This window comes from Arthrobacter sp. B0316-1-20 (genome assembly GCF_059091865.1).
Window position 1 is genome coordinate 99,040 of sequence record NZ_JBNHHC010000017.1, and the last position, 25,630, is coordinate 124,669.

At 63.7% G+C, this 25,630-nt stretch carries 24 protein-coding genes; 13 read left to right on the forward strand and 11 right to left on the reverse strand.

Features of this window, described 5'->3' with window-relative positions; all coding sequences use genetic code 11:
- The first annotated feature begins 84 nt into the window (after positions 1–84).
- Positions 85–882 carry a pullulanase X25 domain-containing protein gene (locus AC5RW2_RS25045; protein ID WP_493963898.1) on the forward strand — a complete coding sequence of 266 codons (798 nt, stop codon included), beginning with the start codon at positions 85–87 and terminating at the stop codon, positions 880–882.
- Positions 883–1,157: 275 nt separating this feature from the next.
- The gene (locus AC5RW2_RS25050; protein WP_493963899.1) at positions 1,158–2,378 is read left to right on the forward strand and encodes a glycine cleavage T C-terminal barrel domain-containing protein; all 1,221 of its coding nucleotides are present in this window, start codon (positions 1,158–1,160) and stop codon (positions 2,376–2,378) included.
- Positions 2,379–2,659: 281 nt separating this feature from the next.
- On the opposite strand, the gene AC5RW2_RS25055 is transcribed toward AC5RW2_RS25050, so the two are convergent.
- Complete coding sequence (locus tag AC5RW2_RS25055) at positions 2,660–3,913, reverse strand: M20 family metallo-hydrolase (protein WP_493963900.1); 1,254 nt, start codon at positions 3,911–3,913, stop codon at positions 2,660–2,662.
- Positions 3,910–5,604, reverse strand: a complete 1,695-nt coding sequence (locus tag AC5RW2_RS25060) for an amidohydrolase (RefSeq protein ID WP_493963901.1) — start codon at positions 5,602–5,604, stop codon at positions 3,910–3,912. The genes AC5RW2_RS25055 and AC5RW2_RS25060 overlap by 4 nt, the downstream gene beginning before the upstream one ends.
- Before the next feature lie 162 nt (positions 5,605–5,766).
- Between AC5RW2_RS25060 and AC5RW2_RS25065 the strand changes: the two genes are divergently transcribed.
- From AC5RW2_RS25065 to AC5RW2_RS25075, 3 genes are all read left to right on the forward strand, one after another.
- On the forward strand, positions 5,767–6,951 hold the full coding sequence (locus tag AC5RW2_RS25065) for a helix-turn-helix domain-containing protein (protein ID WP_493963902.1): 1,185 nt from the start codon (positions 5,767–5,769) through the stop codon (positions 6,949–6,951).
- 196 nt (positions 6,952–7,147) lie between these two features.
- A complete protein-coding gene (locus AC5RW2_RS25070; protein ID WP_493963903.1) occupies positions 7,148–8,476 on the forward strand; it encodes an MFS transporter in 1,329 nt (442 codons plus the stop codon).
- 133 nt (positions 8,477–8,609) lie between these two features.
- A complete protein-coding gene (locus tag AC5RW2_RS25075) occupies positions 8,610–9,884 on the forward strand; it encodes an ArgE/DapE family deacylase (RefSeq protein ID WP_493963904.1) in 1,275 nt (424 codons plus the stop codon).
- Between the two features lie 47 nt (positions 9,885–9,931).
- Here AC5RW2_RS25075 and AC5RW2_RS25080 read toward each other — a convergent pair whose 3' ends face one another.
- Positions 9,932–10,555 carry a DedA family protein gene (locus tag AC5RW2_RS25080; protein ID WP_493963905.1) on the reverse strand — a complete coding sequence of 208 codons (624 nt, stop codon included), beginning with the start codon at positions 10,553–10,555 and terminating at the stop codon, positions 9,932–9,934.
- A gap of 86 nt (positions 10,556–10,641) precedes the next feature.
- Between AC5RW2_RS25080 and AC5RW2_RS25085 the strand changes: the two genes are divergently transcribed.
- From AC5RW2_RS25085 to AC5RW2_RS25120, 8 genes are all read left to right on the forward strand, one after another.
- Entirely contained in the window at positions 10,642–11,655 is a 1,014-nt protein-coding gene (locus AC5RW2_RS25085) for a pirin family protein (RefSeq protein ID WP_493963906.1), read from the forward strand.
- 41 nt (positions 11,656–11,696) lie between these two features.
- A complete protein-coding gene (locus AC5RW2_RS25090; protein WP_493963907.1) occupies positions 11,697–12,044 on the forward strand; it encodes a GNAT family N-acetyltransferase in 348 nt (115 codons plus the stop codon).
- A gap of 145 nt (positions 12,045–12,189) precedes the next feature.
- A complete protein-coding gene (locus AC5RW2_RS25095; protein WP_493952045.1) occupies positions 12,190–12,840 on the forward strand; it encodes a hypothetical protein in 651 nt (216 codons plus the stop codon).
- A gap of 452 nt (positions 12,841–13,292) precedes the next feature.
- Positions 13,293–13,658: an RHS repeat domain-containing protein gene (locus AC5RW2_RS25100; protein WP_493963908.1), complete on the forward strand. Its 366-nt coding sequence runs from the start codon at positions 13,293–13,295 to the stop codon at positions 13,656–13,658.
- 34 nt (positions 13,659–13,692) lie between these two features.
- The gene (locus AC5RW2_RS25105) at positions 13,693–13,959 is read left to right on the forward strand and encodes a hypothetical protein (protein WP_493963947.1); all 267 of its coding nucleotides are present in this window, start codon (positions 13,693–13,695) and stop codon (positions 13,957–13,959) included.
- A complete protein-coding gene (locus AC5RW2_RS25110) occupies positions 13,944–14,717 on the forward strand; it encodes an RHS repeat-associated core domain-containing protein (RefSeq protein WP_493963909.1) in 774 nt (257 codons plus the stop codon). The genes AC5RW2_RS25105 and AC5RW2_RS25110 overlap by 16 nt, the downstream gene beginning before the upstream one ends.
- 1,115 nt (positions 14,718–15,832) lie before the next feature.
- Positions 15,833–16,012 carry a hypothetical protein gene (locus tag AC5RW2_RS25115; protein WP_493963910.1) on the forward strand — a complete coding sequence of 60 codons (180 nt, stop codon included), beginning with the start codon at positions 15,833–15,835 and terminating at the stop codon, positions 16,010–16,012.
- Positions 16,013–16,442: 430 nt separating this feature from the next.
- Complete coding sequence (locus tag AC5RW2_RS25120; protein ID WP_493963948.1) at positions 16,443–16,808, forward strand: DUF4913 domain-containing protein; 366 nt, start codon at positions 16,443–16,445, stop codon at positions 16,806–16,808.
- Between the two features lie 917 nt (positions 16,809–17,725).
- Here the strand turns inward: AC5RW2_RS25120 and AC5RW2_RS25125 are convergent.
- The 8 genes from AC5RW2_RS25125 to AC5RW2_RS25160 form a co-directional block, all read right to left on the reverse strand.
- Positions 17,726–18,280, reverse strand: a complete 555-nt coding sequence (locus AC5RW2_RS25125; protein WP_493963911.1) for a hypothetical protein — start codon at positions 18,278–18,280, stop codon at positions 17,726–17,728.
- A 32-nt stretch (positions 18,281–18,312) separates the two neighbouring features.
- The gene (locus AC5RW2_RS25130) at positions 18,313–19,197 is read right to left on the reverse strand and encodes an ABC transporter permease (protein ID WP_494074730.1); all 885 of its coding nucleotides are present in this window, start codon (positions 19,195–19,197) and stop codon (positions 18,313–18,315) included.
- A 218-nt stretch (positions 19,198–19,415) separates the two neighbouring features.
- Positions 19,416–20,045, reverse strand: a complete 630-nt coding sequence (locus AC5RW2_RS25135) for an ABC transporter ATP-binding protein (protein WP_493952050.1) — start codon at positions 20,043–20,045, stop codon at positions 19,416–19,418.
- 3 nt (positions 20,046–20,048) lie between these two features.
- Positions 20,049–21,146 (reverse strand): peptidoglycan-binding domain-containing protein, encoded by a 1,098-nt coding sequence (locus AC5RW2_RS25140; protein ID WP_493952051.1) that lies wholly within the window; start codon positions 21,144–21,146, stop codon positions 20,049–20,051.
- Between the two features lie 293 nt (positions 21,147–21,439).
- Complete coding sequence (locus AC5RW2_RS25145) at positions 21,440–22,714, reverse strand: sensor histidine kinase (protein WP_493952052.1); 1,275 nt, start codon at positions 22,712–22,714, stop codon at positions 21,440–21,442.
- Entirely contained in the window at positions 22,707–23,405 is a 699-nt protein-coding gene (locus AC5RW2_RS25150; protein WP_493963913.1) for a response regulator transcription factor, read from the reverse strand. Before AC5RW2_RS25150 ends, AC5RW2_RS25145 begins: the two co-directional genes overlap by 8 nt.
- Complete coding sequence (locus AC5RW2_RS25155) at positions 23,402–23,767, reverse strand: hypothetical protein (RefSeq protein WP_493952054.1); 366 nt, start codon at positions 23,765–23,767, stop codon at positions 23,402–23,404. The genes AC5RW2_RS25150 and AC5RW2_RS25155 overlap by 4 nt, the downstream gene beginning before the upstream one ends.
- Positions 23,768–23,780: 13 nt before the next feature.
- Positions 23,781–25,583, reverse strand: a complete 1,803-nt coding sequence (locus AC5RW2_RS25160) for an Ig-like domain-containing protein (RefSeq protein WP_493963914.1) — start codon at positions 25,581–25,583, stop codon at positions 23,781–23,783.
- Between the last annotated feature and the right edge of the window lie 47 nt (positions 25,584–25,630).

Here is a 25,630-nt window from a genome sequence, read left to right on the forward strand (position 1 = left end):
CCACGAAACAGTGGCGCTTCCCACGGCCGGGTTCCAGACTGGGAGCGTCACCCGTTACGGCTGCACCGCGAAGGAGCCACGGCTATGCCCAACAATGCCCATCTTCGACTCAGACCCGTCCTTGAGATTTTGGCCGATGCGGCCGCCAACGGCACTCGCCCCGATGCCCGCGCAGTCGTTAGCGAAGCGCTGCGCCGGGTACCGCCGACCGCCCACGAACAGGAACTGCTCAGCGGCGGAGTGCCACGCGGCTTCAAGAACCTGACGACGGCGACCGCCCGGTTGGTCAAGGCGGGCTGGATGTCCAAGGGCCGCGGCGGTTGGGGCATCACCGAGGACGGGCTGCGGGCCATTGCCGCTTTCTCCAGCCCGTCCGAGCTGGCCGAAGCTCTCGACGCAGGAACCCCGCTGCCCGACAGGCCGGCGCCGGTGGAGGACGCAAAACTTCCCGTCCCACCGGAAGGAGCAGCGCCGGCCGAGGAAGGGCCAGCGGCGACGGAGGAAGCCACGCTTTCCGCGCTGCCGGACGCGCCCGCTGCGGCGGCGGATCCGGAACATCCCAGTGACCAACCGGCGTCCGTAGCGGTGGTCGGCGATTTCGGTGTCCTGCTCGGCGCCGAGCGGGACTGGGATCCGGCCGCGAGCGCGGTGCAGATGCGCTTCGAGCCCAGTGACGGGCTGTGGCGGTTGGACGGCGAACTACCCGAGGGCCGATATGCCTTCAAGTTCGCGCTCAACGGATCGTGGGAGGAAAACTACGGGGCCTACGGCCTCCTCGACGGGGCCAACCACGAGTTCCAGCACGACGGCGGTCCGGTCGCCATCGCTTACGACCACAGCAGCCGCGACCTGTCCCCCGCGTCACAGCTGACTTCTGCCTGACCCTGAACGGTGCCTGCCGGGAAGAGAAGCCAATCTTCCCGGCCGGCGCCGTTCTGACGGTGAGAAAAAGGCTCGGCCAGCCTTCCGGCGCTCCCGTGCCACCTCTCTCCGGCGCTCCCAGGGCCTGCGCGGCGGGGCTCCGCAGGCCGTCCGTCGAGAACCCTTGACTGGCCCGTTAATCAGCTGCCACGATGTCCCACATGGCGCAGAGCTGCGCATCATGCGCAACTACTTCCGGTCCGGCTGGCGCCAGAACCTCGAAGGAGGAAACACCCATGTCGGAGATTCTCGATTCGGGCTCATCCCCGTTCAACGGCACCCAATCACGCGTCAATCCCCATCCGGCTGTCACGCTCTACACCCGGCTGCGCAAGTCCCCTTATTTCTGGAAGTCGCGGGAGCACGGCGTCGCGGCCTACAGCGTCTATAACCACACCTACCATCCGCGCCACTACGGCGATCCAGTCAGCGAGTACTGGTCGCTGCTGAACGATGTCACCCTGTGGGACGTCGGAGTGGAGCGGCAGCTGCAGATCAGCGGCCCACAGGCGTTCGATTTCACCAACATGCTGACCCCGCGCGATCTAACCAAGTGCAAGGTGGGCCAATGTAAGTACGCCTTTATCACGGCGGCCGACGGCGGGATCATCAATGACCCGATCATCCTGCGCGTGGAGGAGAACAAGTTCTGGCTGTCGCTGGCGGACAGCGACGTGCACCTGTGGGCCATGGGCCTGGCGCACGCCGGCGGCTGGGACGTCACGGTGGAAGAAGTGGACGTGGCCCCGGTCCAGGTCCAAGGCCCCAAGGCCAAGGGGCTGATGTCCGACCTGTTCGGCCCGCAGATCCTGGACATGCCGTACTACTACATGCAGCACCACACCCTGAACGGCATGGACGTGGTGGTCAGCCGGACCGGTTACACCGGGGAGATCGGCTACGAGATTTACCTATACAACGCCACCCAAAACGCCGGCCGCCTCTGGGACACCGTCTGGGAAGCCGGCCAGCCGCACGACCTGCGCGTCATCGGGCCCTGCCACATCCGCCGGATCGAGGCAGGCATGCTCGCCTACGGCTGCGACATCACGCTCAAGACCAACCCGCTGGAGGTCGGCTACGACTACGACTGGATGGTGGATTTGGACCAGAAGGCGGACTTCGTCGGGAAAGAGGCGCTCGGCCGCATCCGCGAGAAGGGCATCGACCGGCTGCTGGTCGGGGTGGACATCGACGGCGAACCGCTGGGCAGCTACAACGACGGCTCCATGATCGAGCCCTTCCCGGTCTCGGTCGGCGGCGGCGCGCAGATCGGCGAAGTCACCAGCGCCTGCAACTCGCCGCGGCTGGAACGCAACATCGGCCTGGCCATGGTGCCGTTCGATCTCAGCGAAGAGGGCACCTCGCTGTCCATCCACACACCCGAGGGAATCCGCGAAGGCGCGGTAGTGCAGAAGCCCTTCTTCGATCCCAGCAAGGAGACACCCAAGGACTGAACGGGACCACTGCACAGCCAACCCCGTACGACGGCGGAGCACACCAGCGCAGGTGCGCTCCGCCGTCGTTGTTTGCGCCTTGTGGAGCCCGGCCGGTAATCAGCGCCCTCCAGCCCCGGTATCTCGAATCCGCCAGAAGTCGATGACGACGCCGAGTCCGGCCGGGGGCTCAACCTGATCCATGCCCTGGTCAGCACGGTCACCTTCGAACGCCACGGCGAGGATAATGTCTGGGTTCTTTGCCGCCACTCGAACAGCCCCCAGCAGTCGCCGACGGACTGTTAGTCGGCGGCGAGCTCGCCGCGGACCAGCCGCCGTGTGACCTCGGTCAGCAGGTCCACGCCGCGCAGGGCGTCATCGTCGCGGGTGAATTCTGCTTCATTGTGCGAGATGCCGTCGACGCTGGGCACGAAGAGCATCACCGTGGGGACCACGTCCTTCATGTTGGTGGAGTCGTGCCCCGCTACCGTCATGATCTTCGTGTGGCTGAAGCCGAGCTGCTCTGCGCTGGCGGTCCCCAGCGCCACTCCCCCGGGCTGGTAGGAAACCAAGCCCCACCGGTGCGTCTGCACCAGCGAGATGTCCGTTCGGGAGAGGGCCTCGGCGTCGGCGATGCGCTTGTCCAGCAACTCCATGGCGCGGGCCAGGACTTCCTCGTCCGGTGAACGCAGGTCCAGGTTCATGACTGCCTGCCGTGCGATGGTCACCGGCGAGTTGGGCAGCACGTACATCTCGGACACCGACGTGTGCAGCTGCCCGGGCGCGAACTCGGCGGCGAGGTCCCGGGTGGCGGAGATGACCAGCGCGGCTCCGTAAAGGGCGTCCCGGCGGTCCTCCATCCGGGTGGAGCCGGTGTGCGACTGCGCGCCGTCGACTGTGACGCGGTACTTGCTGGCCGCCCAGGTGCGGTCCACGATCCCTACCTGCGTGCCGGTTTCCTCAAGGTTCTTGCCCTGTTCGATGTGGATTTCGGCGTACCGGGCCACCTCCGCCAGCACCGGCGCGGCGGAGTTGGTGCCGCGGTCATCGGCAGCCAGGGCTTCGGCAACGGTGGTCCCGGCCGGGTCAGCGGTGGCCAGTGCCTGTTCCAAGGGCAGCTTTCCGGTGAACACCGAGCTGCCCATCATGCTGGGCGTGAAGCGGCTGCCTTCTTCGTTGAACCAGTTGACCACGGCAATGTTGTACGCCGGTTCCAGCCCGCCGGCAGCAGCTTCGGCCGCGACGCGGGCCGCCGCGTGGGCCCCCGCCAGCACGCCGTAGGCGCCGTCGTACCGGCCGGCCAGTGGCTGCGAGTCCAGATGCGATCCAAGCAGCACGTAGGGAGCGCCGGGAACAAGGTCACGGGTGCCGAACTGGTTTCCGGCGGCATCCACTTTTTCGGCAAAGCCATGCTGGGCCAGCCACTCGCCGAACCAGCGGCGGGTGGCGTGGTCCGCCGTCGTGCCCGCCTGCCGGTCAACGCCGCCGCCGGCGGTGGCGCCGAATCCGGACATGGCGGCGAAGTCAACCAGAAATTCCTGGTGGGTGGTGCTCATCGGGTTTCCTCCCCGGTCGATGCCATCGCTGTGTCCCGGTCTTCCTGCGCCGGGAAGTTTTCTGCGCCGAAGCGGATCTCTCCGCCCACCATGGTTGCCAGCACCTGGGTGGCGCTGATCTGCGAGGGGTCGACGACGGTGGGGTCTTGGTCCAAAAAGACCAGGTCGGCCAGCATGCCCGGCATCAGCCGACCTCTGGTCCCGTCAGTTCCCGTGGCCGCGGCGGAGCCGGCGGTGTAGGCGTTCAGCGCCTCGGCCGCGGTGATCCTCTCGTCCGGACCGTAAACCTCGCCGGAGGGGGTCAGCCGCTGGACGAACGACTGCATCACATCAAGCGGTCGGCCGTTGGACACCGGACGGTCCGAGCTTCCCGGAAGCGTGGCGCCGCGCTTCAACAGACTGTTGGCCGGGTAGGACGTCGCCGTCCGTTCCGGTCCCAGCAGCCTGGCCATGCCATCGCCGAACTCCGTGATGAAATGCGGCTGCGGGACCAGCACGATGCCGGCCGCTGCAATCCGGTCCAGCTGCTCTGGCCGGACCACGCCGCCGTGCTCGATCCGGTTGGGCAGCGGCTTGCGGCCGTACGTTTCCTGGGCTTCCGTGATGATGTCGATCGCGTGGTCCACGGCATGGTCGCCGATCGCATGCATGGCGATGGACCAACCGGCCCGGTAGGCCTCGAGCGAGGATGAGCGCAGCTCTTGGGCGTCCATCTGCAGGTAGCCGTGGTTATGCGGGCAGCCCACGTATTCTTCGGTGACGTACGCGGTGCTGCCCAGCAGCGATCCGTCGCTGAAAATCTTCACCGGGCCCAGCCGGAGCCAATCGTCGCCCAGGCCGGTGCGGATGCCGGCGTCAAGCCCACGGGAGTCAGGGTCTGCCTCGTGTCCCGGAACCCGATGGAGAGCATCCAAAACCATCATCGGTTGCATGCGGACGCTCAGCAGGCCCTTGTCGCGCGCGCTCTGGTAGGCGCCGAATTCGCGCGGCGAGTAGCCAATCCATCCGCCCGCGATGCCGGCGTCCGTGACACTGGTGATGCCCTCGGTCAGGTAGTGGGACGTCGCCAGGTCCAGCGCGCGTTCGATGGTGGCCAGCGGGTAGGGCAGCATGATGTCCTGCACCAGCCGCATGGCGTTCTCCTCCAGCAGCCCGGTGGGCCGGCCCTCAGAATCTGTGGCAACGACGCCGCCGTCGATCGGCGCAGCGAGGTCCGCCCCGCGTTTCACGATCAGGTCGAGGGCGATGCCGTTGACATTGCAGGCATGGCCGGACGAGTGCTTAATCCAGACCGGACGGCCGCCGGCGGCAGCATCGAGCCGATCGCGGTCAGGCTGGGCGCCGTTGTGCAGCAGCGGGCTGTAGCCCGAGGCCACCACCCATTCGTCCTCCGCCAGCGAAGCAGCGGCTTCGGCTATCACCGCGTAGGCCTCGTCAAGGCTCGCAACGGAGCCAAGATTCGCTTCCATCAGGCCGAGCCCGAACCACACGCTGTGGGCGTGCACATCATTGAAGCCGGGGACAATCACGGCGCCTGCGGCGTCGATAACCCTTCGGGCGCGGGGAACACTCTGCTGGTCGACGTCGAGTGCCAGCACCTTCCCGTCGTGGATTAGCAGGCTCTCAGCCACCGGCTGTTCGGAATCCTGGGTCAGAATGCGGGCGTTGCGGATCAGGAGATCGACGAGCATGAGTCCTCTTCGTTCTTTCGCTGCGGCGTGCCCGGAGCGACGATTGGCGTGCAGGGCCATGCCGGGCCGCCACGTCCATTCAACACTGGAGTAATGTCGCACTCAATGGCTAAATGACGCCATAACTTCCGAAAGAATTAGGCGATTGCCTAAAATGGGTCCATGAGTGAGTCGCTAGCAGAGATCCTTCCGCACCGCGCCGGGCCGCCCCGGGACTTCGATCCGGACCCGTCCGCGGAGCCGCAGTGGATGGAACTGATCCAGCGCCTCTGGCAGGAACGCGATTCGCTGGTCAGCGACTTCCTGGAACGCTTCGCCAGCATCTCCTACGAGGGAGCTCTGGTGCCGGACGAGGATGTCCGCCGGACCGCGGTCGACACCATGGAGAGGTTCTTGTTCCTGCTCGCCGGACTGGAACTGCCCGCTGATCTTGTCTCCCTGCCGCGGGATGTCGCCGCGCGCCGGGCCCGCCAGGGCGTTCCGCTGGAGGCCTTCCTCAGCGCTGTCCGCAACGACTTCAGGGTCCTGTGGAAAGGGCTTGAACGAGTGGCGCGCGGGCACGGCACCGAGATCCTGGTGGCCAACATGGACCGCGTTCTGGACACGGTGGAGACTTACGTCAGCAGCATCCAGCAAGCCTTTTCAGAAGAAGAAGCCTTGCTCGCCCGCGACAAACAACTGCACCGGCAACGACTGCTGTCGAGGCTCTTTAATACGGACACGCGGAACACGTCCGAGGTCTCTGACATCGCCGCCGGACTGGAAGTGCAAAGCTCGGACGTCTTCGAACTGATGGCAGTCACCCGGGAAACCGCGGCGAAGTTGCCGCGTCAGCCTGCCGCGGATCGCCAGACCTTCAGCTACGAACGCGCGGGCGCGTTGTACCTTTTCCGCGTAGTCCGCGCCGGACGGACGTGGCAGGACGACCCGCCCGAGTTTCCGGCCGGCTACGTCCCCGGCGTTGAAGGACTGGCGGCGATTCCCCAAGCGGCAGCGTCCGCCCTGGTCCTGGCCGCCAAACACGGGGCGGAGGCGGGACTGGCCACCATCCCGGGAACGTGGATGACGATCGCCCGGGACCTGCTGGAAAACGCCCTCCCCGGATTCTCGCTTCCGGTCACTACCGCCTTGGACCACTGCACGCCGCACGAACGGCAGCGGTTGCTGCAGGTGGCACGCAGCTATGCCCGCACTGGTTCGATCAAGGAGACGGCGGAGGAACTGTACTGCCACCGGAATACGGTGGTCAACCGACTGCATTCGCTGGAAGAGGTCATCGGGCTGGACATGACCGTGCCAGCACAAGCTGCCTTGGCGCTGGTTGCCCTCGCGGATTACAAAAGTTGAGACGTTTTGTGAATAAGCACAATCCACCCCTGTCAAACCGGTGAGTATTGTCATTGTTTAGGCTATTGGCACTCCCATACAGTCGAGAGGTACTTCACAGCTCTACCGCGGGATGTCCTCCGTTCAGGGCCATTGGAATTATCGGTGCCGCCGCTCCACAAACGACGCCGGCCCACACAGCTTGAAAGGCAACCACGTGACGACGCCGCAATCCCTCAACACTCCCGGCGCCCCGCCGACAGTTTCCGGCAAGGACGCGGGCAAAATTGCCCGCGCCGCCTTCGTCGGGACAGCCCTTGAGTGGTATGACTACTACCTCTTCGGCACTGCCGCGGCCCTGGTGTTTAACCGACTGTTCTTCACGGACCTGGACCCAACCGCAGCCCTGCTGGCCTCCTTCGCCACCTTCGGCGTGGGCTTTGCGGCACGCCCCATAGGCGCCGTCGTCTTCGGCTACATCGGTGACCGTTATGGACGCCGTCCGGCGCTATTGACGACGATCGTCCTGATCGGCGTCGCCACCGCACTGATCGGCCTGCTGCCGGACTTCTCCACCATAGGCTTGGCCGCACCGATCCTGCTCGCCGTGCTGCGACTGGTCCAGGGCCTGGCCGTCGGCGGCGAATGGGGCGGCGCGGTGACCATGGCCGTCGAGCATGCCCCGGCCGAAAAGCGCGGCCGCTACGCCGCCTTGGTCCAGATTGGTTCACCGGTCGCTACCCTGATGGCCTCCGCCGCCTTCACGCTGGTGCTGCTGCTCCCGTCTGAGAGCTTCGATGCCTGGGGCTGGCGCATTCCGTTCCTGCTGGCCATTCCAATGCTGCTGGTCGCGCTCTGGATCCGGCTTAAGGTTGAGGAATCCCCGATCTTTAAGGACCTGCTGGCTCAAGAAGACACCGCCAAGGTGCCGGCGTTCGAAGTCTTCCGGCATGCCGGCGGCCGCCTGGTGGTTGCCGTACTCGCCGCACTGTTGGGCGTGGGCGGCTTCTACATGATCACCACCTTTGCTGTCAGCTACGGAGCCAACACTTTGGGCGTGGACCGCAACGTCATGGTCAATGCCACCCTGGTCGCCGCCGTCGCGCAGATCATCGTCACCATCCTGATGGGCCGGCTGGCCGAGAAGGTCGGCCCGGGCAAGGTCACGATGTGGGGCGGCATCCTGACCGCCGTCCTGGCTTTCCCGATCTTCGCGATGATCGACACCAAGTCCCCGCTGTTGATCACCCTGGCCATCACTCTGGGCATCATGCTGATTGCCGTGGCCTACGCGGTCAACGGCGCGCTGCTGACCGAACTGTTCCCGGCCAAGCTGCGCTACTCCGGTGTGGCCCTGGGCTACAACATCGCCGGTGCTACCAGCGGCTTCATGCCGATGATCGCCACCGCCATGCTCGGTGTTTCCGGCAACGCGTCCTGGGGAGCTGCGATGATCCTGGCCATCATCGCGCTGCTCACTGCCGTCGGCGGATTCCTCGGCGAGCGGATGCGGGTCCAGGACAAGCAGATCGTGGCAGACGCTTAGACCCGTTTCCCGCCCCAACAGGTGCGGATCCCGACGGCCGGCAAGCGCCGCCGTCGCAAGCAGCACTCTCCAACAACCGTGGGGGAGCCGCCCGACCAAGCGGCTCCCCCACGTCATACCCAAGGAGCAATGGATGATCACCGAAGAACAGTCCCGGCGTATCCTCGAGGCCGTCGACGCCGCTTTCGACGCCCAGCTGGCCTTTACTCAGGAGTTGGTGAAGCACCCGTCGCTGCGCACCCAGGAAGGCAGCGCTCAGGACCTGTTGCACTCGGCCATGGCCGCTCGCGGGCTGGACATGGACCGCTGGCAGCTTGACCCCGAGGAGCTCGCTACGCACCAAGGCTTCGGGCCGGTCAACGTCTCCTACGAGGACATGACGAACGTCGTCGGTACCTACCGCCCCGCCTCCGAAGCCGGCCGCTCACTCATCCTGAACGGGCACGTCGACGTGGTGCCGGAGGGTCCGGAAGAGCACTGGTCCCGCTCCCCCTGGGACGCACCCATCATCGACGGCTGGATGTACGGCCGCGGCGCGGGTGACATGAAGGCGGGACTGGCCGGCAATCTCTTCGCCTTCGACGCCGTCCGGGCCGCTGGTCTGGACCCGGCCGGCCGCATCCACTTCCAGTCCGTGGTCGAAGAAGAATGCACCGGCAACGGTTCACTGTCGGCGCTCATGCGCGGCTACCGGGCGGATGCCGTGATCATTCCTGAGCCCGAAGAGGACATGCTGGTCCGGGCCAACGTCGGCGTGCTCTGGTTCAAGGTGCGTGTTACCGGCAACCCGACTCACCCGCGCGAGATGGGCACCGGCTTCAACGCCATTGACGCCGCCTACACCGCCATGACCGCTCTGCGCGAGGTCGAGGAGAAATGGAACGCTGACCGCGGCCAGCACCGCTTTTTCGAGGACCTGGAGCACCCCATCAACTTCAATTTCGGGCAGATCGCCGGCGGCGACTGGCCCTCCAGTGTTCCCGCGTGGTGCGAGTTCGATGTGCGGGCAGCCATCTACCCCGGGATCCCGGCTGAACAAGCCTGGAACGAACTGCAGGAGCGACTCGCCCAGCTTGGGACCGGTCCGGCGCCTATCCATGCCGTCGCCGCCAAGACCGGATTCTTTTCCGAGGGTTACGTCTTGGAACCGGGCAGTGAAGCCGAGTCCCTGTTGCAGAGCACGCACCAGCAGGTCTTTGACACCGAGCTCGGCAGCTTCACCACCCCCGGCTACCTCGACGGACGGGTCTTCACGCTCTACGCCGACACTCCCACGCTGGTGTACGGACCGGTCTCCGAAGCGATCCATGGCTTTGACGAGCGTGTGTCCGTCGAGTCAGTCCGTCGCATCACCAAAAGCATCGCGCTGTTCATCGCCAACTGGTGCGGGGTGGAAGAGCGGGGATAGGACAGATGCCGTCAACACTGGTTCCGGCCGGTGTTGGCGGCTGCTGTCTAGTTGCCCCGCTTCCGAACAAATTCCGGCAGTTGCCGGCCTTCCCACCACGACACCGCGTGGTTGATCACCGTTCCCAGCACCAAGGACACGGCAATGGCCAGCAGTACGGCGAACTCTGTGGTCAGCTGGGGCCAGGCACCGGAGAGGGCACCGACGCCCACCGAGTAGGCGGACCACAACACGCCGGCAATGACGGAGTGCGCCAGGAACCGTCGGCCGGGCTGGGGAATCATCCCGGCCGCCACGTTGAGCGTCAGCCGCCCCAAGGGCACAAACCGGGACGTCATCACCAGTGGCAGGCCCTTGCGCCCCAGCTTAGTCCGGGCGGCACGGAAGCCGGATTGCCAGTGGCTCCCGGAGAAGAACCTGCGCTCCGGGAGGTTGAAGCGGCGCACCAGCACGAAAGTCGCAGCATCACCCGCTACCGCTCCGGCCAGCATGGCTGCCACCAGTAGGTAGGGGTTGAGTTGGTCGGTATGCACCGACAGCGAACCCAGCGCCACAAACAACGTGGTGCTCGGCACCGGGGGAACCATGGCGGAGACGCTCACGAATAACGTCCCGGCGAGATAGATCCACCAGTAATCCAGGCTGCGCAGCAGTTCGCCGAGTTCCTCCATACCTCTATCCTCTCCGAAGCACAGAGGTGGAAGTTCCAACGGATGCCGCACGGGTGCTTCAGCGTGCTGGTGCCTAGACTTAGGCCATGAGCAACATGGAGACTGCACCACGGGAAGTTGTCTGCACGTTGGAAGCCGACGCCGCCGACGTGGAAGTCCTGACTCCACGGGATGTGCCGCTGGGCGGGATCCGTGCCATGAACGTTCGTCGGACACTGCCGCAGAAACGGCGCAGCCTGATCGGGGCCTGGTGCTTCCTCGACCACTACGGACCGGATCTGGTCTCGCAGAGCGGCGGCATGCAGGTTCCCCGGCACCCGCACACCGGCTTGGCCACGGTCAGTTGGCTGTTCTCGGGGAAGATCGCGCACCGGGATTCCGCCGGCTTTGAAGCGATCGTGCGTCCGGGCGAGGTGAACCTGATGATTGCCGGCCGGGGCATCTCCCACCAGGAATTCTCGACGCCGGACACTACCCTCCTGCACGGCGCGCAATTGTGGTTCGCGCTTCCGGAATCCACCCGGAACATGCCGCCGACCTTCGAGCACTATGCGCCGGAACCCGTTGTCGGCAACGGAACCGAGGTGCGGGTCTTCATCGGCAGCTTGGCCGGCTCCACCTCCCCAATCAATACGCGCACCCCGCCGTTGCTTGGCGCCGAAGCGGTCCTCCGGGCCGGATCGCGGCTGGAACTCGACCTGGACCCCGATTTCGAACACGGCATCCTGCTGGATACCGGGGACCTTCGGCTGGACGGGGAGGAGGTACCCGTAGACCACCTTGTCTATCTCTCCCCCGGCCGCGGCCGCGTGGTGCTGGAGGCGGGGGACGTCCCGGCACGGGTGCTGCTGATCGGTGGCGAGCCGCTGGGCGAGCAAATCATCATGTGGTGGAACTTCGTGGGAAGGAGCCACGACGAGATCGTCGCCTACCGCGCCGCCTGGCAAGCAGAGATCGACGTCGAACCCGCCCCGGAACCAGCCGGTGGCACGTACCCGGACGGCACCCCCTATCCCCGGTTCGGCCCGTACCCGGAGGGGATGCCGGCCCCGCTCCCGGCGCCAACCCTGCCGACCGTCCAACTGCGCCCCCGAGGCTGACCCGCATGACGCTCCCCCGGCCGACAACTACAGGAGACAGCATGGAATCCGAAGCGACAATCACCGTCCGCCCTAACGCCGAACGCCACCGTTACGAACTGCTCGAGGGAGACAAGGTCATCGGCAAGGCCCACTGGCTGCCGTTCGAGGGCAGCACGGGTCCGGAACGGATCTTTTTCCACACCACCGTCAAGGAGGAATACTCCGGCCAGGGGCTCGCCGGACGCTTGGCCAGCTACGCGCTCGAAGACACGTCTGCCGCAGCCGTGGCCGCTGTCACCGTCTGCCCCTATTTCAAGGCCTATGTGGAAAAGCATCCGGAATACCAGCCGAACACCGTTCCCGTCCGCCCGGAACACCTTGAAGCGGTCGCCGAGCTCAGCAGCTAGCCGGAGTGCCCGACCAGGGCGGCAGCTTCAGGGCCTGTGCACGGGCGTCCCGGGGTGGCTGCGGCCGCAGACGTCCGTGGAGGTGGACGGGTCGATTCTACGCAACGGCGTGCGGCGGGGCCTGGCGGAGCCGTACGGTAGCCGGATGGAACGCTTTACAGGGTTCATCGCGGGTCTGGGCACCAGCGCGGGTCGCCGACTGGTGGTCGGGCACTGGATGGACTCGCCGCTCGGCGCCTTCACGGACGTCATGACCGAGGACCGCGACGGGCTGCGGACGCTGCTGGCCCCCAACCGGGCGGTCGCCGACTATGTGTCCGCGACCTACCGCTTCGGCGACGTGGTGGTGGCGCCGCTGGACGCCAGCCTGAGCCCCGCCGGGGAACGGAGCGCGGAACCGGGGAACGAACCCGGGACCGCCGCACTGGTCCTCCGCGTTTCCGGCGGCCCGCTGGAGCTGCGCGCCGACCTGGGCCCGGTGACAGCGCTGGGCTGGATGCTGCAACTGGTCCCCGCCCGGATCGCCGTCCACCCGGCGTGGCTGACAGCCGTGAACGGCGCCGCGGGGATCCTGCTCCCGGGGGTGGCCACCGCCGGCTCCGCCGGAGGCGGACGTCGGGAGTACTATGGCGTGCGCTCCATCCGTAGCATTGAGCGCGCCGCGGCGAGCTGGAACGGGGCCGGCCTCGGGCCCCTCGCGCCGGTGGATCCGCCCGTGCGCTTCGGCTTCGGTTCCGTCCCCCGCACGCCGCAGGCCGTGGCCGTCACGACGACGATCCTCCCCGTCCGCCGCTGAGGCGGGACCGGGTGGCTAAAGGGGGTTAGTGGCGTTCGTTCCGGGGGCAACAAGACCTTCCCTTCTCAAGGTCGGGAGTTGCCCGCCCGCCAGTCGCATAAACCGGTCCTCTAACGCGTCGATGAAACGCGAGAACTTATGCATTGGCCTGGAGGATGGGGCCCGCCTCTGTTCTTCCATCCGGCAAGGAGCGATCCGAACGAGTGATGATCATCGACTGTGCCTGCCGCACCAAGTCCCTTGAGGGATGTGAGGGCGGCCGCATGGTCAATCGGCAAGTCAGGCTCGATTTGGGTCATCATTCCATCCCCAATGTGGGCCAATGACACGGCCATTTCCCAACCGGGAACGGGAACCTCACCTCCCGTACCGATGCTGCCGGCGCCACGACCTACACGTACGACAGCCAGAACCGGCCCAAGACCAAGACCACCGGCGGGACCACCACGACCTTGGGCTGGGACCACGCCTCCAACATCACCTCCTACACCGACCCGGCCGGGACCGTGGCCTACCGTTACGACGACGATGACCGGCTCGTCGCCCTGGCCGCGCCCGGCGGCTCGTGCCCGGCCACCCCGGTGTTCCCGAACAGCACCAAATGCACCGGCTTCAGCTATGACAACAACGACCGCCGCACCGTGGTAAAGCACCCGAACGGGGTGAAGAACACCACCGTCTACGACAAAGCCGACCGCATCACGAGCATTACCGCGACCAACAGCTCCAACACCGTGCTCTCCAAGCGGGCCTACACGTACACCGTGGGGGCCACCGGCAAGGACGGGGCACTGCGTGCGCAAGACCATGACCACTGAGACCGGCGCCCTCACCACCTACGCTTACGACAAGATGGCGCGCCTCACCCAGGCCGTGACCGGGACCAGCACCGAAGCCTGGACGTATGACGCCAATGGAAATCGACTCACCGCAGCCAAGACCGGAACCGCCACAGTTCATTACGATACAACGCCGCCGATCAGCTCTGCTGGACCGCTCCAACCGCCGGGACCTGCGCGACACCCCCAGCCGGGGCTGCGACCTACACCTACGACGCCAACGGGAACACCACCAAAGCAGGCACCCCCACCAGCGTATACAACGTGTTCGATCAGATGACCTCGCACACCCGATCCGGTACCGCGACACCCTTCACGTACGCCGGGTCGTCCAACACCGAACGCACCGCAGCCGGGACCACCAGCATCCTCAACGGACTGCTCGGCATCACCCGCACCACCGCCGGCAGCAACAGCACATCGTTCGTCCGCGACAACGAAGGCAACCTGCTCAGCCTGACCAACAGCGCCGGCACCTTCTACTACACGACCGACGCACTGGGCTCCACCATCACCCTGACCGACAGCAACCAGGCGAAAGCCGCCAACTACACCTACGATTCCTGGGGCACCACCACCGCCACCGGCACCCAGGCCGGCAACAACCCCTTCCAATACACGGGCGGCTACAAGGACACCGCAACCAACCTCACCAAACTCGGCGCCCGCTACTACGACCACACCACCGGCCGCTTCACCCAACCAGATCCCTCCTGGCAAGAACAAAATCGCTACGCCTACGCGCAATGCAACCCAACCAACAACACCGATCCAACGGGTTTGCTGACTGGCGGCGAGATTTTCGTGGAATGTACAACTGGCGCTGCCGATAGCGGAGCAATCGGTCTTGGACTAGGCCTCGTGAGCGGAGGAGCTGGTCTGGTGTTCACGCTAGTTAGCGCTTGCGTCGGCAGCGTCGCGGTGGCAGGGCTCGCCGAAGCTTTGGCAAACTCGGCGGCACAGGAGCAGCAGTTCAGGGATGGCTTAAATTACGTACAATTCCTCAACGACCTCAAGAGAATAGGTCGGGCACTCTAGGGATGGATAAGAATGTTTCCGAAAAAGGGACAAATTTGGACCCATCGTCAACGAGGTCGACTGTTCAGCCTCTGGTTAGCGCTTCCACTGCTAGCTGGAATCGTTGGGGGAACCTTCCTCGCGGCCACCGAAGGAGACTGGTTCATCCTCGCCCTTTCGGTAGTTGGCTTAGCTGCTACAGCTGGTTTCCTCATAGATCATGAACGCCGTCATCGTGGGGAGCCATAGATGCCTCGGGCTGAAGAGCGCCTCTCCTGGCGCCTTGGAAGGAGTCGCGGGAGCTATGCGAGGCGTTTTAGGCATTTAGGCACCTACACCACGTATTGCAAACGCAACTCCCGTAGAGCGTTGAGAATACGGAGGAGGTCAACTTGCCCGCCGATCACATCCCTCCTGGATTTTCCCCCGAGCCCAATGGCGGCGGATCCGGACGTCCCAGCGGCTTAGCCATACTTGGGGCCTTTGCGGTACCCGTTGGTGGAGCAATGTTGATGAATGCGCTCTCCAGAGCATTAGGGTTTGGAGTCGCTTCGCTCATAATGGCTGGGATTCTCGTAGTCATGTTGGCGGTGATGTTTCCGATTCTTCTCCGTAGACATCGACGGCAGCGAAATATAAACAGCGGCGACGAAGACGGCACCTCCGATTCGTATCGGCATTCGTAGGTTGGTTGCCTTACTAGGTCCGATGGCACGTGCTCGTGGTGTTTGCGGAAGGGCGGCACGATACTGTTTGGCCGTTTGGAGCCGCAGTGGTGGCTATCATCGCTGGACTGCTGGCCGCCAGGAAGGGGCGACACAACCGCCAGGCCGCAGCGGTCTCGACGGCCAGACACCCCTGTTCCTCAAGAAGGAGCAGGGGCGCCTCGCCAGGAACCGAAGCCAACCAAGGGACGAACAGCAAGAATGAAAATATGGATAGGTGGATTCAGTCTCCTAGCCGTGATCAGCCTCCTGATGATCATCTTCGGAGAAGGCCTGCCCGTAAGGCTCATCTACTCTGCTTTACTAATCGTCTGCCTGGTGATCATCGTAAAAGTATGGAAGAGACGTTGTCCCTGACGCGGCCTTTCTGAACAGAAAATGCGTAGGGGTGGCCCCGTTGAAGGAGCGAACATGATCTCGCTGTTGGCTACTGGTGTTGTCATGTTGATGATCGGGGCGGTCTACTTCCTGCGAAATCCAAGGACCAAAGGCGAGGGGTGGATAACGACCAGGGCTATGTTTCTTGGGACGGGTCTTCTTGGCTCCGCCCTGATAGTTGCCTGCGGTGTATCGGCGATGCTCGGAGCATAGTGAGGCTGTGACTCAGGCCCCCTCAACGACAGAGCACCCCTGTTCCTTGCGAAGGAGCAGGAGCGCATTGCCTCGTGGCGAGTGCTTGCCGGCGGCAACCGGTATTCTCTCGGCAGTGACGGGAGCGGCGACCGGCGGAGTTGGCATTCTTCTGAGTTGTTAGGGGTGGAGAAGTTCAGTGGGACGCACCTTCATCGTAATCATTTCCCTGCTTGTAGTTGCCGGCGTCATGCTGAGTGTGGCGGCCGAGACAACCGAACTCTTGGTCGCGGGGATAGTGATAGCTGCCTGTGGCGCGCTCGGTGTGGGTTCCGCGATCTACTCCAGGAACCGCCGCTGAGTAATGATTCTCGGACCTCCCGCCTGACCGGCAGCACCGCAGCCCCAGGACGAGCCGGTGGAGCTAGTCCACGGCTCGGCTTAGGAGTTCCTGCGCCGGCGCCTGTTGCCCGCCTACAACCGGCGTAACGACGGCAAAAGCGGTTCATGGTGGCCCAAATCTCTCCACGGTGAAGCAGTCAGCCGCGTCACGCTGTGGCGGGCGTGGGAACACCTCAACTTGATGCTGCGACGGGGGATGAGCCTGCGGTGGCGCGATCACGCGTACCACTACATGGCAGTGCTGCTCAATCCGGACGGAACGTTTCACAGCTGCACGCCGACGCAAGTCACCAACACCTTCGACGCGGCCGGCCGGGTCGCCACGACCAAGGACGGAAAGAGCCAGACCGCCACCTACACCTACGATGGTATGACCGTCTCACCGAGACCCCCTACGGGGCACCCTGTGCAGTAGCAACCTGCGTGAGCTACGGCAGTCGAACGCTATTTTCGGCCAACCAACCAAAAATGTACGGAAATACGTGTGGAGACGGACCGCCCTTTACCTCTCGCTCATCCCCCACCGGAACGCCCGGCGGATCGCCGACGGCTACCGATCCCTCGGCGATGGACACGGGAGGCAGGCTAGTCGCCTCACGGGCCCACCTTGCGGATCGGGGCAGCGAAGTTTTCCGGACACAAGCTGCTGGAGGAGTTCAACTTCGACCACCAGCCTGCCGCGGACCGGAACTCGTCGCGCAACCAGGGTCTTCCTGGAAGAAGGCAAGAACGTGGTTGCAGGGTGTGATTAAACTCGTCGAAGTTTTCTCTTTCGCCCGGCTGCAGTCTCCACTAAATGCGACACGGTCGTTGCAATATCCAAGAGTCTTGGGTATTGCAACGACCGATAACCCCATCAATCATCCGGTCACGTTCCATCTATTTTTCGGTCGTTGCAGGTGCTACTGGTAGATAGAGCCGACACAGTGCGAACTATAGGATGGCTTAAGTGTCGCAGTAGAGCGAGGATCCACGAAGGTTTGCGTCAGCGGAGAGGTAGATATAGGAACCGCTTTCAGATTTGTAATTGCTCGAGCTGATCCGCACTTGCCGACCCGGATTGCTATACGTTAAAAGTGTTTGTTGTGGTCGATGACAGTCGATGAACATGAGAGATTGTGGATCCTGCGGCGTCAGAAAGAATGTGAGCGTATGGCCCCCAGGCCTGGCCGCACGTTATACTCCCGAGTTGCATAGTCGCCGCTTGTGCTGCTGTCGGCATACTGACAGCCAAGAGGAGACCTCCCACAATTGACATAGCACCGACAACCAATGGTTTCTTTGCCATTTCTAACCCCCCAATCGGATCCGCTACTCGGATTAGTTAAAGGATTATCCCCAATATTCTGCTTGGGGGCAAGAGTTTGTGAGCGTCGCGACGTCCGAATGGAGGATAATTCCTTGGTCCAGCAGATCGGCGTAAATGCTCCAATCAGCATTGCTTTCAATGAACGTCTGCAGAGACGGCCGGCTTGCCCCTTCATATCCGAGTTTGGCTAGACAGTCTGCCGTCTCATTCGCAAGTTTGTATGCTTCCGACCATTGGTCTTCAGTAAAGGCTGCCTTATCTGGCAGTAGACCTTCACCACATTCTTCGACGTCTTTTTGATAAACGTCCAGTTGGTCGTTAGGGACAGAAGCCTCGACCCCGTTGTCGTCGCTAAGGGTTGCCTTCCATCCACGATCTTGGAGACAAGCTATTCGGCGTTCCGCTGCATCCAGGGCAGAAGTAGCGTGAGTAACTGGAGGAGCATCATCAGTAGATGAACATCCGGCTAAGAACGGGACAAGCATGGCCGCCAGACATACGTTGGCTATGAAGGAGCGCCCACCAAATGAGTCCAGATCAACACCGGGCCGTTTCCTAGAATAAACCCCTACTCTCATGCCCTGAAAATAACATGGAAGGTCTCGGCGTGCTAGGGGACACGTAATTCGCGAATTGGATCCCGCCGAGCTGCAACTAATGCTGGCAAGGACGCCGCGAGCACTGCGACCGCGCATGCGAGTACCGCGACCGCACCTATGAAATCCAAGGGCGGCATAGGGTCTGCCGTCGAGGCTAGTGCGACAACGGCACCCGCACTGCCGAGCGTGGCGCCGATGATGGCTAATATCAGCATTTGCGAGAGGACGAGCAAAATAATTAGCGTGCGGGAGGCGCCAAGCGCGCGTCGGCGACCATAGTCCTTCCTGCGTAGCATCGTAAATCCATAAAGAATTGAGGCAACGAAAACAGCGCTGATACCGAGGATCACCAACACCAAATCGCGGCCGAAAGATCCTAGCTGTCCCTCTATAAGAGCCCTGAGCGTCACGAATGCTTCACTTGTGGCGATCGTAACTTTGCTTGGATCGTCCACTGCAAGCAGCGACTGCACCGCCGTGGACACAGACGAAACCAGAGCAGGCTGTTCTGTCGTCACTACGAGAACGCTCACGGGTGCCACGACCTCCGCTGTCTGCGGCACCAGCAACATGGGCTCAAGGAACTTAAGGTATTCCGGTACCGTCAATTGCCCTACGACTGCATAATCACGGCCTTCATTGGTAACCACACCGCCTGCCGCACTCAACATGCCCAGTTGATCGAGTGCCCATGATGATGCCCAAGCGGTTGCACCGTTAACAATGCCGTCAGCTGGAATACCCAGGCTTGAATCGTCGGTACTCCAGACAGGACGAAGTGGCACCGAAGTCCCGCCCGCAAATTCTGCATTTCGTGTATCTGCGGCTGTCCCAAAAGCAATGGCCGACTCGATGCCGTCGAAATTCGTTAGCCGGTCCAGCACCCGGGAATCCAAGCCCGCCCCTGGTTCCGCCCGAACGATAATTGATCGTGTCCCCGCCGAGTCAATCGAGGAAAGCACTGCATCCTCCGCCCCGACTGTGCGGCCGGTTGTGAGTAGCACGCTTGCGCACATGCCTGCGACGATTACGATCGAGACGATTGAGGAAATCGGTTGAGTCCACGCGGTTACCGCTGCCTCACGCAATATCACGGCGATTCGTCGTACCCAGTTCATAGCTCAATCCGCCTGTCACATTTTCGCACAAGGGACGGGTCATGGGTCACGATCACGACTGCCGCTCCCGTGGCGGCATGATCCCTAAAGGCCTGCATGACGACAGAACTTGAGATGGAATCCAAGTTGCCTGTCGGCTCATCGGCAAGTAAGACGGGCGGAGAGTGTAACAGCGCCCGGCAAAGTGCAATTCGTTGCGCTTGCCCTCCCGAAACCTGACCTGGCTTAGCGGTAGCACGCAGCTGAACCTCAAAGCGCTCTAGGAGCTCTTCTGCCCTTGACCGCGCTTTTCTGTGCTCGTCCCAACGGTAGAGCGCTGTTTCCAATACGTTGTCAAGGACAGTACGCGTGGAGTCAAGCGCTGAGTCTTGGAACACGAAGCCGAAATACCATGCGCGCAGTTCCGCTCTCCGGCTGTCGCTCAGAGCATGAACCGCCTCCCCCTTTATACTGACACTGCCCCCTGCCGGTTGGAGCATTAGGCCGAGTAGGTAGAGCAAAGTTGACTTGCCACAACCCGAACGGCCGGTAATCGCTACAATTTCTCCCGCCTCAAATTCGGCCGACCAGTCTTCAAAGAGCGCGCTACTGCCGTAGCCGAAGCTGAGGTTCGTGGCCTTGAGCACGGCTCAGCCCTCATTCGCCGGCACACGCACCTGGAGCCCAGCTTTTACACCCTCGATGACAGACATCCCTCGGGCACTCGCAAGTATCTCCACCGGGTGCTCTACCCCGGCCTCGTCTACGACGGCAGTTGAACCGTTCGCCCTTGAACGCAGCGCTGCGGTCGGGACTGTGAGGCCTTGAACAGTCTCGACTGTGATGATCTCAGAGCGAAGTAGCGATGGTCCCGTCACCGGCAGCTCGCTGCAGGCTTCTGCACAGATCGTCGTTCGGTCCTGTCCCTGCAAGACCACCTTAATCGCGCCGTTCTCATCCGTGGTCCGTTCTCCTGCGAAGCCGATCCATTCGGTGCCTTTGGGGCTGGTGATGAGCACACGCGCAGCAGTAGGAATGAGCGTGGCCTGCGTCTCTGTCACCGGCAACATAAATTTTGGGGACGAAGGTAGCGTCGAAACCACCTGCTCACCGCCAGCGAGTTGCGCTCCTGTACTAAGCGTCTCAGGATCCAGTGTCACCCGTATTGGCAAATCCGGTAGGAACAGCACGTCTCCCAATTCGACAACACCTGTCTGAAGAAGGCCCAGCGATTTCTGCCATTTATGTACAGCCCAATAGACCCCGGGACCAAAAGAGCCGTCAACGGGACCTTCATAGAATCCGAGGCTCTGAAGCAGATTTTGCAGCTGGCTGACATCCGTGCCAGTGGCTCCGCTCGACAATGCCCGGAACGCCGGAACTTCTCCCTTTCCGACCAAAACAGGCCGTAAGTCCACTGTGTAGAGCACGGCACCCGCATCAACTTCGTCCCCAGCGGCGACATCCTCAGAAGTGACGATGCCGACTGCTTGATTGATCCCTGTCGGCACGGGCGTCCACTCGGCTACAGTATTCAAATTGATGCTGGAACCCACCTCGCCACTTACGACCTGAACTGTCGTGAACGGCTGCACCTCTAAGACTTTATCCGGTGAAGAGAAAACCGTGGCGAGTGCCCAACCTACGGCCCCGGCTACAAGTGCAACACAAAGCATCAAAGCAACAATGAGCCGTTTGCGGCTTTTGCGGCGTCCGGCTATATGGGGCGACTCCGTGGTATCCAACACGGACCCAGCATGGCACAATGTCGCGCCTTTTCGAAGCATTCGTGACTCAAATACGGGCTTTCCGATGTCTAAGAATCATAAGCAAAGTCCCGTCCACACCTCAGTGGTCAATTCAGCGCCATGACCATTCAAGTGCCAATGACCAGCCTCTCTTCGTGAATCGGGCGGCTTTGTTCACGCGTGTTTTTCTCCGACTGTTTCACCGTCAGGCGCACGAGCAGAACAATTAGGGCCAGCAGCACGGCGGTCCGGGCGCCGGCAGCCCGTAGCAGGGATCCGGCCGCGGGGCTTGTTTAGGAGCGTGGCACCTCGGTCGTCGTGCCAGACCATGCGGCAACGGTGGTGGCCGCCTTGGGAAGCTTCAGGGTGAAGCTGGTCCGCGGCGTGGCGTCCAGTCCCAGGTGGCAGGCGATGGATGCGGCCAGTTCGCCGGCCAGGGTCAGGCCGATTCCTTCGCCGGTGCCACCTGTCATGTGCCGGTGGAAGATCTCACCTTCGGGCCGTTGCCCGTCATCGGTGACCGTGATGCCAAGATGGGTGCCGGCGTCGGCTGCCCGTAGGGTTACTGTGCCCGTGCCGTGCTTGAGCGCGTTGTCGATGAGGACGTCGAGGATCTGCTGCACCGGCCCCTGGGGCACCGTGGCCGGGAGCGTGTCGGGCAAGTCTGCCTTCAGCTGGCGGCCCAACCCGTCGGCGGTGGCCCGCCAGCGCGCGATGGCCGTGGCGGTGACCGACACCAGGTCGATGTGGGTTCCAATGGCTGTGCGCTGGTTCCTGGCGAGGTCCAGCAGATCGTTGACGGCTTCGTTCAGGCGGTCCACTTCGTGGAGGGCGCGTCCCAGATCAGCGGTCAGCTCCGGCGGGGTGTCCTTCCGCAGTGTGAGGTCTTCGATCTCCAGGCGCAGGGCGGTGAGGGGGGTGCGCAGCTGGTGTGAGGCATTGGTGGCAAACTCACGTTCCCTCCGCAGCATGCCCTCCAGCGCGATGGAGCTGGTTTGCAGCGCCTGTCCGATGCCGTTCGCCTCGGGGATCCGGAAGCGCGGAATATCGGTAGCGAAGTCGCCGTCCCCCAGCCGGCGCGCCGCGTCGGCGAGCTTCAGGAACGGGCGGGACATGGTGGTGGCCACGAAAAGCCCGGCGGCTACGGCCGCCACCAGCAGTCCCAGCCCCAAGATAACGAGCGAGACCAGTTCCTCGGCTACCCGTGCCTCGACAAAGTCGGCGGACCGCGAGAGGGTCACGGTCCTGCCGTCGGGGAGGTCGCGGGTGAAGACAATATTGGCCGGATCAGGCACTAGCTCGGCTCCGGCGGCAATGACGCTTCCATCGGCCCGAACATATTCAATCCGTTCCGCCTGGTTGATGAGCCCTGCCAGGAAATCCGCGGTAACCGCCTCGTTGCGGGCGCGTTCGGGCAGCAGCACTTCAAGCAGGTCAACGGAACGTTCGATTTTTCGGATTTCCGTGGCGCGGACGTCGTCCGCGATGATGTAGGACCGAGGGATAGCGTAGAGCGCGACCAGCGCGACGGCCAGGCAGACGAATGCTGCTACGAGGCGTTCACGCATCCGTTTGAATCGGTTCCAACCGGAAGCCAACACCGCGCACGGTGGTCACCCTCGCCGATGCGCCGTGTTCTTCGAGCTTCTGGCGCAGGCGGCCGATGGTGACGTCAAGGGTCTTGGTGGAGCCGAACCAGTTTTCGTCCCACACCGTATCCATCAGCGTCTCCCGCGTGAAGACGGTGCCGGGCGCAGTGTGCAGCAGTGCCAGCACGTCGAACTCCTTCGCGGTCAGGGGCAGTTCCCTGCCGGCCACCTGGGCCCGCCGGGATTGGGTGTCGACGTCCATTCCGGCCCGTGTCGGTTCCGCCGGCAACGAGCGTGCATCGTTCCGGTGGCGGCGCAGCAGCGCCCGCGTCCTGGCCAGCAGCTCCGCGAGTCCGAACGGTTTGGCCATGTAGTCGTCCGCGCCGACGTCGAGGCCGACGACGCGGTCCAGCTCTCCGCCGCGGGCGGTCAGGATCAGGACACCGCCGCTGAAGCCGTCTTCCCGCAGCCTGCGGCACACTTCCAACCCGTCGATGTCCGGCAGTCCAAGGTCCAGGATAACCAGATCGGTGCCGCCGGCCCGGACATGGTCGAGGGCGGGCTGCCCGTGGGACACGCGGTCCACGTGATAGCCCTCGCGCTCAAGGGTTCGAAGGAGCGGAAGCGCAATGCCGTCGTCGTCCTCCACCACCAATATCTGGTGAATCATTTAACAACTATAGCCGCGGTCCTATCGGGGCGGATCAAGGCAAGAGTCAGAAGGACCAGCACGCCAGGCGCCAGCACGACTACGAGAATGCCATAGGCCGTCCAGCCTGCCGCCGGCTCGCCCGGCCAGCCGATGGCGGCGTGCATGAACTGGCCAACCAAGGCGAACAGGGCCAGCAAGGCACTGAAAAGCTTTGATTCGAAGCAGCCCGTCCACCACAGCCGTGCCGCTACAGCCAAACCGGCCACGGCACAAAAGACCAGTACCAGCCCGATATGGTCAGTGCGGCCGAAGTGGGCGAACGCCTGGCCGCCCTGCACCAGGGCCAGGACCGCTCCCGCCGCGGCGGCGGCGCCGGTCACGGCGTTCCTGGGCCTAGAAGTCGACGTCAAGGGGGCCCCCTTCAGTGACCGGCGCCGTCGACGCCGGATTCCCCGTGAGGTCGAGGGCGGCCGCGGACGGCGTCCAGACCATGTTCGCCGCGGCAGACATGGTGCGCAGGTTGTTGCTGCCGCTGGCCGTGTTGTCGAGGGTGATGATGACGGTGGTCGCCTGCACGCCGTTGACCGTCGTCGTTCCCGCCTTCATGGTGGCGTTGAACTGTGCGGTCTTGTTGGCCTTGACGAAGTTCTGCTTCAGGTTCACGGAGCCGAGGTTGACGGCGCCACCGGAGCGCTGCACGTCGAGCGTGTCGCCGGTGGCGCCGAGGCCGAGCAGGGCGCCGTCCTGCAGGCCGACGGTGACGGTCTGGGCCGCACCACTCCAGCCGGGGGTGATGGAGGACAGGTTGACCTGCTGGTTGTAGGTGAAGGTGATGGAGTCGCCCGGCTGCAGCTTGCCGACGGATCCGCCGTTGGCGGCCTGGACGTCGAACCCGCGCAGAGGGGTGTTGTCGACCTGGTGGCCGGTTGTCGCCTCGGAGATCGTTGTCTTCCCGGTTCCGTCGAGCAGGGCGGCGCGGAAGTCGTAGAGCCCGTTGGCCACGCTCGCGCTGTTCCAGCTGCACCCGTAGGGCGAGGTGACGTCCACACAAATATCGGTCCAGGCCGAGGTGCCGCTGGGTGCCCGCTGAATGGTGACAGAGGTGACTCCGGCTTTGGAGCTGGCCGCGGCGGAAAGCGTCACCATGCCGGTCAGGTAGGCCCCCGGGTTTTCCATCGAGACGGCCGATGCGTTGTTGTCCACCATCCGGTTGTCGATCGACCTGGAGACCGTGCTGTTGCCCGCCAGATCGGTGGCGACGGCGCGGAAGTCGTAGCCGCCGTCGGGCAGGGCCTTGGTGTCGAAGCGGCAGGAGTAAGGGGCCGTGCTCACGGTGCAGAGGTCCTTGTAGCTACCCGAGCCGGTGGCCGCGTACTGCAGCACTGTCTGCGCTATGCCGGAGTGGGCGTCCGAGGCCTTGGCCTGGAAGGTGCGGACACCGGCAAGCGGCGAGCCCGGGTCCGTCATCGAGACGGCCGGTGCCTGGTTGTCCACCAGCACGTCCTCGGCAACGGCCGAGTAGAAGGTGCTGCCGCCCACGACCGCGACAGCCCGCAGGTCGTAGAAGTCGTTGTCCAGAGCGGCGGTGTTCCAGCTACAGCTGAACGGGGCCTTCAGATTGGTGCAAATCCCGGTCCACCTGTTCGCATCGGCTGCCGAGTACTCGATCCGCAGTGTATAGCCGAGGGTGCCGGCGTTGTGGACGGCGGCGGAGAGTGTGGGTGTCCCGCGTACCGCGTCCATGGTCTCGCCCAGGGTGACCAACAGGTTGTTGGCCAGCGTCGCTCGGAGAGCCTCGGAAGTGGCGGAGTAGCCGGCGTTGTCGGTCGCCGTCGCCCTCAGTCCATAGCTGCCGTCGGCCAGCGGTTTGGTGTTCCAGGCACAGGAATAGGGCGCCTGCGCGGCGGTGCAGACCTCGGCCCAGGACGAGGCGCCCGGGGCCAGGAACTCGAACCGCACAGTCTTAACCCCGGTTTCGGCGTCCGTGGCGGCGGCGGTCAGCGTCACCGCGTCCCTTAGTGCGGAAGCCGGAGCATCGAGCACGACAACGGGCGGGGTCCAGTCTGCGGCTGCTGTCACTTGGGCGGTGCTTGAGGTGGTCGCGGTGAAGGCCGCGGTGGAGAATCCCGGCATGCCGGCCCAGACGACAGCAACAGAGGCTGTCAGCAAGGCGAGCAATGCTGTGCGGGCTTTCATTTCCTGGACCTTCTCCTGAGTCTTGGCGCGTTCATCCCGACGGGACG